Source organism: Fischerella sp. PCC 9605, assembly GCF_000517105.1.
GTDB lineage: Bacteria > Cyanobacteriota > Cyanobacteriia > Cyanobacteriales > Nostocaceae > PCC9605.
The window spans coordinates 1,072,168-1,090,770 of record NZ_KI912149.1; the positions used below are offsets into that span (position 1 = coordinate 1,072,168).

The window sequence follows — 18,603 nt, forward strand, 5'->3', positions numbered from 1 at the left end:
GGAAACCTTACGCTTATTAGGGTTTGTAGGTCTCCGATTAATTCTCATCTATCAATATTTATTGATAATGGGTACTTTTGGATATAATCAAACACTAAAGACATTTGGGAAAATGGCGTTGCTGATTTGAGGTATGAATCTAAGTGTAGAGACGCGAAATTTCGCGTCTCTACAAGGGTTTTGGAATCACACCAAATCATTTTCATACATGGATTCAGCAACGCCGGGAAAATGGTAGACACTCACTTAGGTATTCTACCATTTTTATTTTCCTAAATTAATATTTCGGACAAGTCTATTAATCAGGGGACACAACTTGTCCACTATTGAGATGATTGATTGACCAACGGTGATCAACTGCCATAGATGAAAACTGACATATTTCCTCCAAATGCTTTTGTTGGACAGCGGCTTTGCGAAGGGTAATAATTAGTTGATTCACTTGATTTCGCAGGTCTGGATTGTTGCCCACTGCTAACATTGTTTGTCTTTCTAGCAGTTGCAATATAAGTTCGTAGTGGATTGGTGAAGGCAGAGGAATTTGCTCCATGAAATTTGGTTAGAATTTTATATCTTAAGATTTGGAATCAAAAGCTGTTTGTTAATAAGTAAATTGTTACATAGGCAACAAAAATTTGGTTAAAGCCTTGATTTGCTGAGTCATGAAGATTTGGCAAAGAGATTGGCGATCGCTAATTCTGGATCTGGTTGTTTCACTAAAGATTCACCGATGAGTACAGCAGATGCTCCCGCTTGTTCTACTAAATTCAGGTCATCTGGGGCATGTAATCCTGACTCGCTCACAACCAGAATGTTCCGTTTCTGTAATTGTTCACCTCTGGCTGTCAAGAGTTGGCAAGTTGTTTGCAAGTCCACAGAAAAATCTTCCAGGTTGCGATTATTAATACCTACTAAAGAAACCCCATCTATGGCTAGGACGCGATCAAGTTCTTCAAGAGTGTGAACTTCAATCAATGCTGCTAGAGAAAGAGCATGGGCTATTTTGACAAAGTATTGCAAATCTTGATCGCTGAGGATAGCCGCTATCAACAACACTGCATCTGCACCGAGAACACGAGCCAAATACATTTGGTAAGGATAGATAACAAACTCCTTACACAATAGAGGCAAATCTACGGCGGCGCGGATTTTGGCTAAGTTGTCAAAGCTGCCACCAAAGAATTTTTCATCCGTCAGCACCGAAATACAACTAGCACCGCCTTGTTCGTACTGAAGGGCGATCGCAACTGGATCAAAATCTGGGCGGATCACTCCTTTGCTAGGAGAAGCTTTTTTCACCTCAGCAATTAAAGCTGGTTTAGTCTTACCTGACCGCAGTGCTGCCACAAAATCACGGGTTGGAGGCGCAGTTAAAGCTTGTTTTTGCAACTCCTGTAAGGGTTGCTTTTCCCGCATTTGGTCTACTTCTTCTTCTTTGTGCCAAACAATTTTTTCTAGGATATTTCTTGGCTCGGCATTAGGAGTAGCAACCTGATACCTTAAACTAGACACGGCAACAGCTGGGTTGGGTGAACGGCGACGGATTTGCATAATAGGGATTGGGGAAAAGGGATTGGGGACTGGGGATTAGGGACTGGGGATTAGGGACTGGGGACTAAATTATTTCCCGATCCCCGAGCCCTAACTGGCTGCTCGTTTGTAAGCTTCGTCCAGGACTTCCGAAAGTGTTGGGTGGGCGTGAACCAGATGGGCTAGGGTATGGACGGATTGGCGGTTGGCGATCGCTGCGGAAGCTTCGTGAATAATATCGGAGGCGTGTATTCCAAAAATGTGGACTCCCAAAACTTCGCCTGTGTCTTTACGATAAATTACCTTAGCCATACCATCAGCTTCGCCTTCTGCCAAGGCTTTGGAATTACCTTTGAAGTAACTCTTGGCGACTCCAACTTCAAATCCCTCAGCAGCAGCTGTTTCTTTGGCTTGTGCTTCTGTCATCCCGACATAGCTAATTTCTGGATGGGTAAAGGCCGCTGCGGGAATGCTGCGGTAGTCTACTTCTTTGTATCTGCCACAGATATTTTCTACAGCAACGATACCTTGAGCAGAAGCAGCGTGCGCCAGCATCATTTTGCCAGTCGCATCGCCAATTGCCCACAAATGCGGCACAGGTTCACCTCCACTCAGTACGGCCATGGTGTCGTTCACCGGGATAAAATTCCGACGATCTAGTTCTACACCTACCGATTCTAAACCGAGATTTTGCGTAGCTGGAATGCGTCCCGTCGCCACTAAGCAAGCATCTACTTCCAGCACGCCCACATCTTCTTTGGTTTTGAAGTCGGCTAACTCAATTACCACTGGTGAACCGGGGATGACTCTTTTTGCGTAAACTCCCACATAAGTTTCAATATCGCGGGGAGTAATCAGCACCCGTTCGGCAAGTTTGGCAATATCGCGGTCAAATCCCGGCATTAGCTGGTCGAGTGCTTCAATCAAAGTGATTTCACAGCCCAAAGCCGAGTAAACATCGGAGAATTCTAAGCCAATGTAGCCACTGCCAACAATTGCCACCCAATTTGGTAGCCATTCTAACTTAACCCCTTGGTCGCTGGTAAAGACTGTTTTGCCGTCTACTTCAATACCAGGAGGAACAAAGGGAACGGAACCAGAAGAAATAATGATGTCTTTGGCAGTGATAGTTTTTTCACCGCTATCCGTCACAACACTGAGTTTTTGAGTGCCTGCGATTTTGCCCCAACCCCGGATGATATCAACTCCCAAGCGTTTGAGGCTGTTGGTTAAGTCTCCTTGAATTTTAGAGACAAGATTGTTAGCATGGTCGGCGATCGCTTGCCGCTCAAATTGTACATTTCCAATTTGAATTCCCAGCGCTTTCAGATGGTGGGCATCTCTTAGTTCCCGCACACGTCCAGAGGCTGCTAGCAATGCCTTAGAAGGAATGCAACCTCGGTTTACGCAGGTTCCCCCCATATCAGCTGCTTCGATAATAGCTGTCTTTAAACCGCAGCTAACGGCGTGTAAGGCAGCCCCATGTCCGCCTACTCCAGCGCCGACGATCGCTAAATCGTAATCAAATTCTTGACTCACGTTAGTTTCCCCGTGTGCTTTGCCCTATATATTCTTAGACTGACTAAGCAATCAGTGCAAGTCTATTTAATTGTAGGGTGTTGGTGAGCAATTGCTATTAAAACTTGTGCCCATAAAAATAGCTTATTGTGATAGTGATTATTTATCCTAACTATCTCCCCCTGTCAATTCCTTGACCTGAGTTCTGACGACAAAGTTATTTTTTATAATTCATTTTTTAATTTTTATTAATTTTTTATTCCTAAGGATAGAGGTTAAAGTTAATTAATTGTTTCTACAGAAAGATTGGCTATTGTTTTTGAAAATCAGAGAATACTCATACAAAGATTCACTATATCTAAATAAAGCCATGTCAAAACCAATTGAATTTAACTTATTTGCTCCGTATAACGAAGCAGCGGCTTTAATTGGTTCTTTTTCTGATTGGAAAGAAATTCCAATGGAAAAAGGCGATGACGGTTATTTTCGTACAACAGTAGCATTAGAGGATGGAGAATATCAATATAAATTTCGCGTCCAGTCAAAATCGTGGTTTTTTGAACCAGATCAATGGGTTGATGTTACAGATCCTTATGCTACAGATATAGATGAATTGAGTGGTCAGGATAACGGTATTGTTAGAATCAAAGATGGGCAAAGAATAGTTGATACCTATGTTTGGAAGCACGACGATAAACCCTTACCTGCTGACCATGAATTAGTAATTTACGAATTGCATATTGGTGATTTTTCTGGTGGTGAAGATGACCCTTACGCACGAGGAAAATATAAGCACGTCATTGAAAAATTAGATTATCTCTGTGAACTGGGTATTAACGCCATTGAGTTAATGCCTGTGAAAGAATATCCAGGAGATTATAGCTGGGGTTACAATCCCCGGCATTTTTTTGCAACTGAATCTAGCTATGGCTCTACAGCTGGTTTGAAAGAGCTAATTGATGAGTGCCATGCTAGAGGAATTCGTGTTATTATGGACGGCATTTATAACCACTCAGAAGCGTCTAGTCCTTTAACCCAAATCGACCACGACTATTGGTATTACCACTCTCCTCGTGACCCCGATAATAGCTGGGGACCTGAGTTTAATTACGAACACTATGATGAAAATTTAGAGACTTACCCAGCGCGGAGATTTATTGGCGATACAGTCCGTTTTTGGATTGAAGAGTATCACATAGATGGTATTCGCTACGATGCAGCGAGACAAATTGCTAATTATGACTTCATGCACTGGATTGTGCAAGAAGCGAAAAAAACTGCTGGTACTAAGCCTTTTTACAACATTGCCGAACACATTCCTGAAACTACCAGCATAACTAATGTTGATGGGCCGATGGATGGTTGCTGGCATGATAGTTTCTATCACTGTATTCTTGAACATATCTGCGGCGATACCTTTGATGTAGAACGGCTCAAAGATGTAATTGATTGTAAGCGCCAAGGCTTTATGGGTGCTACAAATGTTGTCAATTACTTGACAAACCATGACCATCATCATTTGATGGTAGAATTGGGCGATCGCAACATTTTTGATGAAGAAGCTTTTAGGCGAGCAAAGTTAGGCGTTGCTATTTTGATGACAGCTATTGGTGTGCCTTTAATTTGGATGAGTGAAGAGTTTGGCGAGTATAAACCCAAAACTCCAGAATCAGCCAAAATCGATTGGACACTACTAGGTCATGATTTGAATCGCGGTTTGTTTGAATACTACAAAGGCTTAATTAACCTGCGTAAAGACAATCATGCCCTCTACACAGAAAATATCGACTTTATCCACGAAAATCCAGAGGCAAAAGTGTTAGCTTACAGCCGCTGGAATGATGAAGGTTCGCGTGTGGTTGTTGTCGCTAATTTTTCTGAAAACTTCCTAGCTGGCTATCATGTTCCCAACTTCCCCAGTGGTGGTAAATGGCACGAATGGACAGGGGATTATGATGTGGAAGCTGGTGATGACGGCATCATGACTGATATTGGCCCCTACGAAGCGAAAGTCTTTGTTTGGCAGTAATTAACTTTTGTAACGCAGAGGGTCGCAGAGGTAAGCGCAGAGTAACGCAGAGAAATTTCTTTGCGTTCCTTTGCGTTTTACCTCTGCGCTACTCTGCGTTTTTAAAGTCACAAAATTGTACTGATTTCTTTCAAATAAACCCTGATCGGCGGTTCATCTTCTCCTAACATGTACTCTTCAATTAAACCCTGACGGTGAATTGTAATATCATCTCCCTTTCTAATCACTACAGTCGAGTTATCAAATACATCCCGCATCAACATCATCTCTATTTCTGTAGGGTTATTCAAAACTACTACATCGCTACCGTAGTAGAACATACCCTCTTTTTCCAAGATGTCTTGGTCATACTCAGCTATCAATAAGTCAAGTTTGGGATTGCGTAGCAAAGTTTGAACGTTGGTATTATAGTTTTTATTCAAAAATTTTTCTGACCGATTAACAAAAACACCATCACGACAAACAGCACCAACTGTCCGGTTGGGATGTTGTACAAGAATATGGTCAATAGTTTCTTGAAGTTCGTTAATTGAGATTTGGTTAAAGGTAATAATTGGTATCCTGGCATCTACACCTGACTCAAAAAAGGTTTCTAAAATATGCGAAGGCACATCTACGCTTTCACCTACCGCCGGGTTAAGATGCATTAAAATACCTGGAGCAGCATTAATTTCCAAAATAGCAAAGTTGCTTTCCTTCCAAGATTTAGCAAGACTTTCAGCAATAACATCAATACCAAGGCAAACTAGCCGGAAGTGCTGGGCAATGTCTTGCGCCAAGATGATATTATCGGAGTGAACAGTGTGTGTGGCGTCAATACTCATACCACCGGCTGAGAGATTGGCAACTTTGCGAAGATAAATTGTGCGGCCTTTCTCAATCACACTGTCTAAAGACAAACCCTGTTCTTCTAGGTACAGTTCCATCGCCTCATCACGCTGAATTTTACTCATGGGCGAGGTGGGTGTGTCTAAACGAGCAGATTTGCGATTTTCCCGTTCGATTAGTTCGTCAATGGTTGAGTATCCGTCGCCGACAACCGATGCTGGACGGCGTTCGGTGGCAGCCACGAATCTACCATTGACACACAGTAAGCGATAGTCTTTGCCAGAAATACTTTTTTCGACAATTATCCGAATACGTTCATTTTCTGGTATGGCCTTAACGGCCCTCAAATAAGCAGATTCCAATTCATCTTCGTGTTGTACATCAGCTGTGACGCCAATTCCTTTATGACCAACTACAGGCTTGACTGCTACTGGGTAGCCAACTTCTCTTGCTACCGCAAAGGCTTCTTTTTCAGAAAAGACTATATCACCTTTGGGGACGGGAAAGCCTAAGGTATCTAAGAATGCTTTGCAGTCGTCTTTGCGGGTGGTAAAATCTGAATCAACATGGCTATCACAGTCAAATGTCGTCGCGATACCACGAACTTGTTTTGTTCCGTAACCGTACTGCATCAGTCCTTCTTCCCACAAATAAAAGGTGGGAATGCCTTTTTTATCTGCTGTTCTTAATAAGGCATAAATTGTGGGGCCGCCATAGACAGATTGGCGGAATTTTCTTTGCAGCATCCGTAACCCTTCTTCAAAGGCTATGTCTTGATCGCGAGTAATGGCTTCAAACCAATCCCAAACGAAGAAAATTAGGGAGTGTGTTGTATCTGCGTGTAAGGATTGCACGGCAATTCTGGCATGTTTTTCGTCGCCTTTGACACTCCAGTGGTTAAGGTGCAAGTCCATGTCTAGCTTTCCTACTTCAGACACGGTGCGGGCAAACAACTGGGCATGGGAATCATAAGTTTGTTTGCTCAGTTGTGGGTAGCGATCGCCAATAATTTCAACATAATCTTCTATAGGTAGCGATCGCCAAGGTTCAGTTAAAGCAAAATCAAATACTAACGCCCCTCTATCCAAGTAAGGATTCGGCCCTATGTAATGTTGAAAGTTGAAGACATCGAAAGCATCAGTTTTTCTAGCGTTGACGCGGACTGTATTGGTACTTTTATCTTGAACCATTGACTATATACCTTTGACGAAACACTCTGGTATCTCTACGCTTCTCTGCGCTTACCGAGATTCACTGCTTGTGAATTTATTTGGTCTTTGATGAGTATTTGCTTTACTGTTTACCTAAGCATTAAGCAAAATCTTTATCTGCATCACCTTAACGCTGTTGAGATAATTTTGCAGCTATCTCAAGGCATATTCAAACTGTATTAAGTTTTCATTACTCAGCTAAGTATAAGACATTGTTACTTCAATAACAATTAATCATCAATCTTTCAATATAAGTTACTGGGCATAAATAAACACAATTATACTAATGATTAAGCTGTTGCACTTACACATTACACTTTTTTCGTTAAGACCGTCATTAGTCATTTGTCCTTGGTTATTAATGACTAATGACTAATGACTAATGACGACCCTCACGAGTAATTGTGCAATTTTAAGGCGTTATAGCTTAGTTCTTGATTGTTAATTGTTAATGGTCGGTTATTCTAAACAAAAAACAACAAACGACTTATTAATCTATACCTATCTACCTATAACTTTTGAAAGGTGTAATGCGATCCCAAGATGTATAAAAATAAAAAAACATGATATAGTCAAAAATTGAGGAGACTATATAGTCAACTATTAAGGAGACAGCAAAGTTATGAATATCACAAAGGCTGCTCTCAGAAATGAAGTTAACCATCTTGCTGAGGAAGCTTTTCACCGCAAGTTGATTTCTGGATATGGAGATGGGCCAGATATCAACGAATACCAAATTGTATTTCAAGGAAAACCTAGACATTTTTCCTTGGAAGAAGCACATACTTTTTTAGTAAATCTACTTTTTAACAACCAAGTTGATTAGAAAGTTTTGGCAAATTTTCCAGCTTAAAAAAATAAAGTTTTAGAAGTGCGATCGCTTGATCTCATATTTTATCTCACTCCCGTTGTTTTGAGGTGTGAGTATTTTTTTATTAATTATCAAAATATCGTACAGCAATGGGGTGGAAGAGAGGCTCTATTCTCGTTTCCAGGTTGCATCTATTTACAAGGATTTGAAGGCTCTGCGTCTCAGTTGCAAAAAGCCTCCAAATGTAAGTTGATGCCTACCCTACATTTGCTTGAATTCGCATAATAGCTCTAAAGTATGTCTATCAAACTATAATATTTGTTTACAAAAAAACCTTATTGTAGATCAAAGCCACGGCTGAGCATAGATATTTCTATCTATCTATTCCTATCTAAATAATATACATCTATAGTATCCCTACATACAATATGTCTTCTGATTTAAACAATATCTAAATAGTTAATAATATTGATTTTTTAAATAAAACAAATATGTCAGCAGAATGAGGTTAAACATTCCTTACTTATGTATATTTAATAATACAAAGCAAATGTAATTATTTGGCTTGTTTATTAATTAATTGAGCGAGGAGATTGTAACCATTAATTAATAATTATTAATTATTTGGTCATCTTCTTAGAGACACTTGGAGGCACTATGGCTGGGAGCGAAATCAAACGGCAGTTGGTAATTATTGGAGGAGCAGAAGACAAGGAGGGAGATTGCCGAATTCTACGAGAGTTTGTACGCCGCGCTGGCGGTACTAAGGCACGAATTGTGATAATGACAGCGGCTACAGAATTACCAAGGGAAGTAGGAGAAAATTACATTCGAGTGTTTGAGCGCTTAGGAGCAGAAGATGTTCGGATAGTTGATACCGAAACCCGTGAAGATGCTTCTTCATCTACTGCTTTGGAAGCAATTAGTAAAGCAACTGGAGTATTTTTTACTGGCGGAGATCAAGCTCGCATCACCAGCGTAATTAAAGATACTGAACTCGATCAAGCTATTCACAAACGCTTTTCAGAAGGCATTATTGTGGGAGGCACAAGCGCGGGAGCAGCTGTGATGCCAGATGTGATGATTTTAGAAGGTGACTCTGAAACCAATCCTCGGATTGAAATTGTGGATATGGGGCCTGGTTTGGCTTTTTTGCCTGGAGTGGTGATAGACCAACATTTCTCACAGCGCGGACGCTTAGGACGATTAATTTCAGCTTTGGCACAACAGCCTGCTGTATTAGGATTTGGTATTGATGAGAATACTGCTATGGTTGTTACCGATAGCCAATTTGAAGTGATTGGGGAAGGTTCTATCACTATCGTAGATGAATCAGAGGTCATACATAGCAATATTGAAGAAATTTTAAAGGATGAACCTTTGGCAATGTGCGGAGCGAGGCTTCATATTTTGCCGCATGGATATAAATTTGACCTGAAAACTCGCAGGCCTATTCTGAATAATGGCTCTGTAGCAAGTGCTCCTGTGATGTCTGAGGTAAATACCTAACTGAATGTAGAGACGTGATTGGGAATTTACCAAGTGCGATCGCGTCTCCATATTATTTACCATCGGATGACCAATGAGGAGGGTCACTATCTAGCTTATACACTCCGTAGGATGCACCTACTTTCCACATAGCTTTATTTAAAGCAGCATTACGGGGTTCGCCAACAGTAACTATTTTTCCACTAGCATCCTTAATAATAATTTTGTCATTCCAGGTAATATTCCAGTCGATTGCCAGCCCTTGAGTATGGCGAGAATTTAACGATACAGGATTACCACCAATACCATAAGCCTCAACCATATCTTTAGCAGCTTGCAGCGATCCTGCATTAGTGTAATGTACCCATTCAATATCCACTCCACTCAAAGGTGGGACATACTGAGGAGCAATTTCTTGGCGACTAATCCTAGCAGAGTAATGCATTAGATAAGCACGTTGTTTGGGACGGTAGGTAGCGGTAACAATCACCTGACAACCAGCGTCAATCATTGCTTTGTGGAATGCTTCTACTTTTTGACGAAATGGTGAAGCTAAATCAGAAATTAACTTGCTAGTAGGAAAATATTTAGCCCAATGGGATCCGCTAAGGCGAAATCTCTGTCTTTTTGCATATTCATTAAAGATATCCAATGCTTGAGTCAAATCTGCTCCCAGTTTCTGTTTAGTTGTATTACTTAGCACCCCTTCCAGTTCGCCACGCAAACGCACATCTCTTTTTTTATACGCTTCGGCTAACCCTTTGGTGCTTGTTTTACCAAAATCACCATCAACTTGTAATGGAGGGTTGAGTTGTGCTACCTGATTCAAACACTTTTGTAAATCCTTAACCTCTGTTTCACCAAAACCAAGATAACTCAGCAATGTGCTAGCTGAAAGGTTAGGTACTTTAAAAATAAAACCTTGAGGAGCTGCTTTACTGTAAGTGTTATTGCCAACAACCCCATCAGCTTGCAAGCCATTTCTTTGTTGATAACTACGAGTGGCTTGGTCAGTTGCTTTGCCAAAATCGCCATCAACAGCTCCTATAGGATATTCTGCTTCTTTTAAAAAGCTTTGCCAAGCACTTACATAGATGCCATTAGAACCGAGTTTGATAACTGGTAGTTTCAGTACATTGATGTTAAAAGCCATGATTTTCTCCAATTATTAGTTAGTAGATAGTAGATAGTAGTTAGTAGTTGGTAATTTGTTTTTACCACTAACCACTAACCACTAACTACTAACCAATTAATTTCTGCCAGGTTGCAGGCCCAACAATTCCATCAGCTGTTAAACCATTTTGCTGTTGAAATTTCTTCATTGCTGCCTCTGTCTGAGGACCATAGATGCCGTCAATGTCAACTCCTAAACGGTATTGTAAGTATCTGACTACTACACCACCCGCATGATTTACTCTAATAATTCTTTTCGCTAAAATCTGATTAATTGCATTCCATGTAGTGTCTCCAGCAATTCCTGTTTGTTGAATGCCTGTGATACTCTGAAATTTTTCGATTGCAGATTTTGTTGTGGCATCGTTTGTGCCATTCTCTACCAAAGGTTTACCATTTTTATCAGTTATTTTGAGTCTATTTAAAGCTTTCTGAAATCTCAAGGTTGTTGTATCTGGATTTTGTTCTTCATCCTCTATGGGATTAACAGGAGTACTAGGTAATTGACCAGTTAAACCTTTGACGATCGCATTTGCCATTGCCTCTGGATTATACAGATTCATGTCTTTTTGCGAATCGACAAAACAGCCTTCTACCAAAATCGCAGGCATATCTGTATTTTTGAGGACAAATAAATGACTGCCGTTTTTAACACCGCGATTAAAAAAGCCTAATTTGACAATTTCATCTAATACAGGTTTGGCAATTCTTCTGCCTGTATCGCTAACTGCAAATACTTCCGTACCATTCGCCTGACGATTAAAGGCATTAAAATGAATAGATACAAAAGTATCTACTTTGTTAGCATTAGCTGTAGCGCATCTTTTTCGGAGCGATTCGCTTACTGATGAGGCTCTAGCTGGCTTGCATTCTACGACTTGATGCCCTAAAGCTTTTAATTTGGCTATAACTCTGTTACCTACATCTAAGGTCAAATTATCCTCAAATTTTATCCCTCTAGCTCCGGTATCGGGAGGACAATTATGGCCGATATCTATTCCAAATTTCATTTGCTTCTCCTGAATTGATTTTTGATAACACTTCTATGTATTTAATCTAGATATTAGTTTATATGAATCATTAATATAAAATTTATTAGTAATAATTATGAATTAATCGAAAGTTAGTGGAGGCTGGTTGAAGTAGAAATTCTACCTTTTGACCTTCCAAATACTAAATTTAAACTCGCTTACATAGTAATTGATAGCTGATAACTGGTTATTGCAAATAACAAACAACAAATCTGCGATTCATTACTAATTACCGATATAACAAAAAATCTGAGTATTTTAGCTAAAATAATATGCCAACCGTCTATGATAGAATACTGTTTCCCAACTGTCCATTGTAACAAAGAAGAAACTTAAAGATTTTTGATAAAAATTTGGCAACGCCCTTTTATCCATCTGGTGTTGCATACTTATATATAATTAGGTTGTCCTTGGCTATTTGTCATTTGTAATTTGTTCTTAGTAATGACAATCAACTATTTACTAATGACAGTGGTTGAGCGATTGTTTCTCTCACTTTTGAAAGAGCAAGCTTTTCTACCGGCATTTTGTTAATTTTTTGCGAGAGCACAATCAATGCATTGTCATAAAAAGCACATATGACTAATCTAACAGCTTCACAATCACTTAGCGAGGAGCGCAAAACGCCTTCAGATGTACAGGTGCAATTTGAAGCGCGAAAGCCAATTATAGATCCAACTTTGGGTATTCCTGTCAATGTCAAAAAAGTAGGAACTCCCCAGCATCGCTTGGTAACTATTGGCGATTCAATTACACATGGTTTTCAAAGTGGGGCTATTTTTAATACGCGGCTATCTTATCCTGCGATTATTGCCAGGGAAATGGGTTGGAATCAGTTGCGTTATCCCACGTATGATTCACCAGGAGATGGATTGCCGTTAAACTTAGAAAGCTTGGCTCGTAATCTCCAGCAGCAGTTTGGCGACAACATCAATTTTTCGGAATTTGTTTCAGCCGTGCTGTTTTTACGCAAATACCTAGATGCAATTGAAGATTACTGGGAACGTGGTGAAGGTTCGCTGTTGCCAATTCAACGCGAGATCAACCACAACTTATCAGTCTATGGTTGGGATTTGCGGAATACCTTATCGCGCAATGCAGATATCTGCATAGAAGTAATCAGAAATTCTTCGTCTCGGGATGATTTTTTCCAGCAGATTGTCGATAATCATAACGATCGCGCTGCCATTCGGGTTTTGAACTCAGCTAGAGATACGAATGCTAAAGCACTCACACCGTTGCAAGCAGCCGCAGTTCTCGGTGCAGAAGGAACAGAAGAAACCGAAGGAATTGAAACTCTGATTGTCTTTATTGGTGCGAATAATGCTCTGGGCAGTATTCTCACATTTAATGTGGTATGGAGTGATACTGGCTATGATGATATGACAGTGAACGATAAATATACTGTCTGGCGTCCTATTCACTTCAAAGCTGAGCTAGATCTGGTAGTTGCCGAAGTTAGGAGAATTCGCGCCCGGCATGTGATTATTGGCACAGTGCCTCACGTTACCATCGTACCTTTTGCCCGTGGAGTCGATAATAAAGTCACACAGGGTTCGCGGTACTTCCCTTACTACACTTTGCCTTGGATTGAAGATGAGGATTTTGACCCAGATAAACACCCACACCTCACCGAAGACGAGGCAAGAGCAATTGATAGTGCTATTGACAAGTACAACGAGTATATTACTGATGCGGTACGGCAAGCGAGAACAGAAGGTAGAGATTGGTATTTACTAGAAACCTGTGGATTACTGGATAGGCTTGCATCCCGGCGCTATCTGGAAGATCCCACTGCTAGACCTTCTTGGTGGGAGGAAGTTGGTGGTGAGTATGAATTGCCACCCGAGTTGAAAGCACTATCACCTGTACCAAACTCTCGCTTTTTCATCTCTGGGCCAAACGGTCGTACTCAAGGCGGTTTATTCTCTATGGATGGGATTCATCCTACTACGATTGGTTACGGCATTCTAACTCAGGAAATTATCAACATTATGCAATTGGCAGGTATAAAATTTTATGAAAACGACGGTCAAACCGAGCGTACAGGAGACATTAAAGTTGATTTTCGGCGATTAATTGCTGAGGATACGTTGATTTCCCAGCCACCACGAAACCTCGCCAATATTCTAGATATAATTGGTGAACTGGATAAAAGATTTAATATTGGGGGTCTGTTGTTGAGAAGGAATTACTAGGAAAATAGGGGTTGAAGGCTAAGGGTTAGAGAAGAAGGTTTTTATACTTTCGTTGTGAAGTTTTCTCATGAATTACTGCCTGAAATTGCGTTAGGATTTTAACACTTGCTCTGCTGTCAGCGCCAATTCTGAGAAAGTCTGCGAGACAATGCGATCGCTACCACGATAAGGTTTACACTGGTAGACTCCATTTTTATCCAGCAAGTAAACAAAGATTGTTGGGACTTTCGGGTTGCCTAAATAACTACGACTAGCAACTGCTAAATAATCTACAATCCAATATTCAGGAATACCCAGCCGCTGGTATTCATCCAGCTTATCAATGTAGTCATCTTCCCAATTAGTAGACACAACCTCTACAGCTAGTTGGAGGGGTTCCAGCAGCGCCGAATAAGCAGCAAGGTTTGAATCCCAAAGAGTCTTGTCTACAACACTCACATCAGGATGACGACCTTGTTCTTTACCATCTGAGGTGAGTGTCCTAACCATAATTCTGCCTGAAACTCTGTAGTTTAGCTTGAGACGTTTTACCTCGTCTTTGAATGAGTCTGAAATATACTCAGCTATGTTATCGTGTTGTCTTGTTGGTAATATCCTCACAATTTCTCCGTTAACAAGCTCATAGCGACCTTCTTCATCAAGGTCTTGCTCTAGGAATTGCTCAAAAGTTAATAGTTGCTTGGGTGTGGTTGTAGTCATGGTTAGTTAGTATTAAAATCTATGGTGTTGCTGAATAATGGGATGAATGAGGCTGACGCACCAGACGCGGTGACGCGGTGATTATGAGTCATGCAAATTCCAAAATCATCCCGCAATTATGCAACGCCAAATATATATATTATTGTGGAGATTATCTTTTAAGTCTGCTTGTAAAGATTCTGAAACTTGTGATGTTAGTAAGCTAAAGCACGTTCAAATTACATAGTCAAATTTTCTCAATCTCTTGTGGGGTGGGCATCCTGCCTGCCCAAGTCATGCAACTTAGATGTGGAACAGCTTTGCTACCCTAATAACCCCTCCACTGCACCCAGTTCTAGCAAAGTTGATTTCTGCGCCTCGGTCAAACCTGTGACACCGTAAATATTCATGTTTTCATAAAGGCGTTCTGCTCTCAAATTCTTGATACACTCTTTTGTCTGTACATCCCATAACTTGATGACAGCATTGCCATCACCACTCACCAGCATTTTACCATCAGAACTAAAGTCAACGGACATTACCCAGGTGTTATGTCCTGTTAAGGTAGCAATGCAATCACCCGTTGCTACGTCCCAGAGTTTGATCGTGCCGTCACTGCTACAACTGACAAGAGTACTACCATCGGGACTAAAAGCGATCGCCCAAATCCATTCTTGATGTCCCCGCAGTATATGAAGACACTCGCCTGTGCGAATATCCCATAGCCTCACAGTGCGATCGGCACTACTACCAGTGGCGAGGGTCAGACCATCTGGACTAAAGGCAACCCACCAAACCCAACTGTCGTGTCCTTTGAAGGTTTGACAGCACTGTTTTGTTTCTAAATCCCATATCCTGACTGTATCATCAAAACTGCCCACTGCCAGTTTTTTACCATCTGGGCTAAAAGCAGTTGAGATCGTAATGTGTTCTGGAAAAGTGTGCAGGAGTTGACCTGTTGCAACGTCCCACAGTTTCACTGTGCGGTCATAGCTACTGCTGGCTAGAATACAACCATCTGGACTAAAAGTTACGCCTGTCACCATCCCGGCGTGTCCATGCAAGACTTTGGTACACAGTCCTGTTTTTACATCCCAAAGTCGAATTGTTTGGTCGGCGCTACCACTAGCCAAGCTTCGACCGTCAGGACTAAAGGTGACTGCAAAGATAAAATCTGTGTGTCCGCGTAGAGACGTTACATGTAACGTCTCTACATTCCATAATCTAACGATTGTGTCTTCGCCGCCACTAGCGATGATTTCACCTAGCGAGTTGGAGGGAATTGGACTAAAAACAACGGATGAAAACCAGTTGTGTCTGCCTTTGAATGTTCTCACACACTCCCCAGTAGTAATATCCCATAGCTTAATCGAGAAATCATCACTACCAGTAGCGAGCAAGGTTCCTTCGGGGTTGACGGCATTTACGTAAATTGCATTTGTATGCCCTTGCAAGGTTTTCACACATTGTTGAGTAGCAACATCCCACAGTCGCACCGTCCGATCAATACTACAGCTAGCCAGAATATTTCCCTCACCAATAAAACAGACTGTAAATACTCCATGCGTGTGTCCTTTCAGGATACCAACACACATACCCTTGTCTAAATCCCAAAGCCTGATAGTTTGGTCTAAACTGCTACTGGCAAGCAATCCTTGTTTACTAAATGCGACACTCCTGATCCAATCAGTATGTCCTTGCAAAGTTTTGATACAGCGACCAGTAGTAATATCCCAGATTTTAACTGTATTGTCGTCGCTGCCACTGGCAACGATCGCCCTATGTCCTCCCTTATTAAGGGGGGAATTAGGGGGAATCGGGAGTAAAGCCACAGACCAGACTCCATTGGTGTGTCCTTGCAACACTTTAGTGCATTTCCCCGTGCTTATATCCCAAACTCTGATGGTTGAGTCGGTGCTACAACTAATCAAAATGTTACCATCAGGCGCAAACACAACAGTACGAACTCCACCTTTATGACCTTGCAGAGTTTGCAAGCACTGACCACTGCTGACATCCCAAAGCTTAATTGTGCCATCTTCTCCCCCTGTGGCGAGAGTGCTACCATCTGGACTAAAACTCACTCCCCAAATAATACCCAAATGTCCCTGATAGCTGATTAGCAGATGACTGCTAGCGACATCCCACAAACGCAGATAACCATCTGTATGAGTTGTTGCTAAAGCTTTGCCATCCGGACTGAACGCCGCACACATGGCTGTTGAAAAGGTTTTGGCAAACACCGATTGAGATAGGTCAGCACAAGCAAAGTTAACTTGCACCAGAGGAGTATCCTGGAGGTATGCCTGCCAAATTGTCAGATGCGAGAAGTCATAACCCGTCAAGTCTGTTTGCAGGTGAGACAGTAGGTTAATTATGTTACCCCCTGCATAGCCAGGTTCTGGGTTAGGAGTGGAGGAGCTTTTGCTTAGAGAATGCTCTCGTAAATCATTGAGAATCTGAACGAGTCGAGTTTCGATTGCTTGTTTGCTTCGCAGTGACAATAACAGTTGTTCAATTACAGGTTCAAGAATGAGTTTCGTTTGGGCAAGGCGGATATAATCTTTAGCGATCGCTTTGATCAAAGCATGGCTGTTAAATATCAGTTGTTGGTTGGTGGTTGTTGGTGGTTGGTTGTTGGTGGTTGGTTGTTGTTTGTTGGTTGTTATTCTCCCACTCTCCCACTCCACAATCTCCTCAGCCACCTGCTGAATTAAATAATCTGTGACAAATTCCATCACTACAGGTTGGAGGGTGAATTGTACCGGGGGTTGGAGAAGTGATTTTTTTTCGATCAGATTTCGCCTCGCCAGTGACTCTAGCGCCTCTAGTAGTTTCATTGATGATACAGGCAATACCAAATCGCTACGCAACTCCGCCATAGTGACTGGTTCTCGATTGATTGCCAGCCAGTACATTAAGTCTTTTTCGAGTGTGGAAAGGCGATGAAATTGCTGTGATAATAAGTCACAAATACTACCAAATACTGTAGTACCTTGAGCGAGAAATTCCGCAACATCACCATTAAATAGCTCGCCAATTGTAGTAGCAATAATTTTCAGCGCTAGAGGATTGCCTGTGTAGTGATGAATCAAGTCTTGCCATTGTGCATCCGAACCGTAGAAAAAACTCTTGGTTTTTACCAACTCAAGGGCAGCGATTACACTCAAGCCTGATAATTGGAATGACCGGACTGGTAAAGTTTCGCCTTCTAAAGCTGCAATTTGTTGAGGTTTTTCCCGACTTGTCAGTATTACGCAGCTTTGATGGGCTGTTTCTCCTGCTTGCTGCAATAATTGTCCGTAGTCTTCATATCCAGCTTGGAAATGTCCGCATTGGTCGCCACTTGCCAAAATCGATTCTGCATTATCTAGTACGATCAAACAGCGGTGCGATCGCAAGTGTGCCATAAATTGGGAAATCAACACAGGTGTAGCAACTTGTCTTGTCACATCCCCTAAATTTTCCGATAAATTCACGGGTTGACCATCGGCGAAGAACTGAAGCAAGTTGCTCAACAATTCTCTCAATGGTGGACTATTGCGGAGACTCCGCCATACTACAAACTCGAATTGTGCCTGAATTTGCTGTGCTAGTTTCACCGCAAGTGTTGTCTTGCCAACTCCACCCATTCCTAGCAAAGCAATCAGCCGACAGCGATCGTTAACAATCCAATACCCTAACTTGCTTAGTTCCTCTGCGCGACCAAAAAAAATGGAGACATCAACAGTTTCGCCCCAGTCTTGATGTTGGGGTGATGGGGAGATTGGGGGATGGGGTGAGTCTGTCCCCACCTCCCCATTTCCTGCTTTCACGTAATCACTTTTCGCTAACTCTAACCCAAAACCTCTAAAGAAGTAGTCAAGGGTTTGCTTATCAACTCCTTCTTCCCGTGCCAAAACCTTGGAGACAGTAAAGGGGGCAAGTTGAGTGCGATCGCTCAATTCTTCCAGAGTAAATCTGGCTCCATCATTTTCTAGAATCTCTGCCTGATGCCTAGCTTCCTGTAGCTTTTTCCATCCTTGCAGGCTGAGGATTACACCACGTCTGCGTCTTTGCTTGTGCAGTTCCATTGACTTACAAGGCTAACGCCAAGTTGAAAGTTATT

12 protein-coding genes are annotated in these 18,603 nt (G+C 41.6%); 4 read left to right on the plus strand and 8 right to left on the minus strand.

Annotated elements, in window-relative coordinates:
• Positions 1-298: 298 nt before the first annotated feature.
• The 3 genes from FIS9605_RS0119570 to lpdA form a co-directional block, all read right to left on the minus strand.
• A complete protein-coding gene (locus tag FIS9605_RS0119570) occupies positions 299-550 on the minus strand; it encodes a DUF5340 domain-containing protein (RefSeq protein ID WP_026734110.1) in 252 nt (83 codons plus the stop codon).
• Positions 551-660: 110 nt separating this feature from the next.
• Complete coding sequence (gene trpC, locus FIS9605_RS0119575; RefSeq protein WP_026734111.1) at positions 661-1,551, minus strand: indole-3-glycerol phosphate synthase TrpC; 891 nt, start codon at positions 1,549-1,551, stop codon at positions 661-663.
• Positions 1,552-1,641: 90 nt separating this feature from the next.
• The gene (lpdA, locus tag FIS9605_RS0119580) at positions 1,642-3,069 is read right to left on the minus strand and encodes a dihydrolipoyl dehydrogenase (RefSeq protein ID WP_026734112.1); all 1,428 of its coding nucleotides are present in this window, start codon (positions 3,067-3,069) and stop codon (positions 1,642-1,644) included.
• Positions 3,070-3,418: 349 nt separating this feature from the next.
• On the opposite strand from lpdA, the gene FIS9605_RS0119585 reads away from it, so the two are divergent.
• Positions 3,419-5,077: an alpha-amylase family glycosyl hydrolase gene (locus FIS9605_RS0119585; RefSeq protein ID WP_026734113.1), complete on the plus strand. Its 1,659-nt coding sequence runs from the start codon at positions 3,419-3,421 to the stop codon at positions 5,075-5,077.
• Between the two features lie 107 nt (positions 5,078-5,184).
• Here the strand turns inward: FIS9605_RS0119585 and FIS9605_RS0119590 are convergent, their stop codons facing one another.
• Positions 5,185-7,095 (minus strand): ATP-binding protein, encoded by a 1,911-nt coding sequence (locus tag FIS9605_RS0119590; protein WP_026734114.1) that lies wholly within the window; start codon positions 7,093-7,095, stop codon positions 5,185-5,187.
• Positions 7,096-7,738: 643 nt separating this feature from the next.
• Here FIS9605_RS0119590 and FIS9605_RS0119595 point away from each other — a divergent pair.
• Positions 7,739-7,942, plus strand: a complete 204-nt coding sequence (locus FIS9605_RS0119595; protein WP_026734115.1) for a hypothetical protein — start codon at positions 7,739-7,741, stop codon at positions 7,940-7,942.
• Between the two features lie 642 nt (positions 7,943-8,584).
• On the plus strand, positions 8,585-9,436 hold the full coding sequence (locus FIS9605_RS0119600; RefSeq protein WP_026734116.1) for a cyanophycinase: 852 nt from the start codon (positions 8,585-8,587) through the stop codon (positions 9,434-9,436).
• Between the two features lie 52 nt (positions 9,437-9,488).
• Here the strand turns inward: FIS9605_RS0119600 and FIS9605_RS0119605 are convergent, their stop codons facing one another.
• Both FIS9605_RS0119605 and FIS9605_RS0119610 read right to left on the minus strand, forming a co-directional pair.
• Positions 9,489-10,568, minus strand: a complete 1,080-nt coding sequence (locus FIS9605_RS0119605; protein ID WP_026734117.1) for a peptidoglycan-binding domain-containing protein — start codon at positions 10,566-10,568, stop codon at positions 9,489-9,491.
• Positions 10,569-10,656: 88 nt separating this feature from the next.
• Complete coding sequence (locus FIS9605_RS0119610; protein ID WP_026734118.1) at positions 10,657-11,598, minus strand: N-acetylmuramoyl-L-alanine amidase; 942 nt, start codon at positions 11,596-11,598, stop codon at positions 10,657-10,659.
• Positions 11,599-12,197: 599 nt separating this feature from the next.
• On the opposite strand from FIS9605_RS0119610, the gene FIS9605_RS0119615 reads away from it, so the two are divergent.
• Positions 12,198-13,817 (plus strand): hypothetical protein, encoded by a 1,620-nt coding sequence (locus tag FIS9605_RS0119615; RefSeq protein WP_026734119.1) that lies wholly within the window; start codon positions 12,198-12,200, stop codon positions 13,815-13,817.
• A gap of 90 nt (positions 13,818-13,907) precedes the next feature.
• Here the strand turns inward: FIS9605_RS0119615 and FIS9605_RS0119620 are convergent, their stop codons facing one another.
• Together FIS9605_RS0119620 and FIS9605_RS0119625 are read right to left on the minus strand one after the other, a co-directional pair.
• The gene (locus FIS9605_RS0119620) at positions 13,908-14,516 is read right to left on the minus strand and encodes a Uma2 family endonuclease (protein ID WP_026734120.1); all 609 of its coding nucleotides are present in this window, start codon (positions 14,514-14,516) and stop codon (positions 13,908-13,910) included.
• Between the two features lie 302 nt (positions 14,517-14,818).
• Positions 14,819-18,568 carry an eIF2A-related protein gene (locus FIS9605_RS0119625; protein WP_026734121.1) on the minus strand — a complete coding sequence of 1,250 codons (3,750 nt, stop codon included), beginning with the start codon at positions 18,566-18,568 and terminating at the stop codon, positions 14,819-14,821.
• Positions 18,569-18,603: the final 35 nt, after the last annotated feature.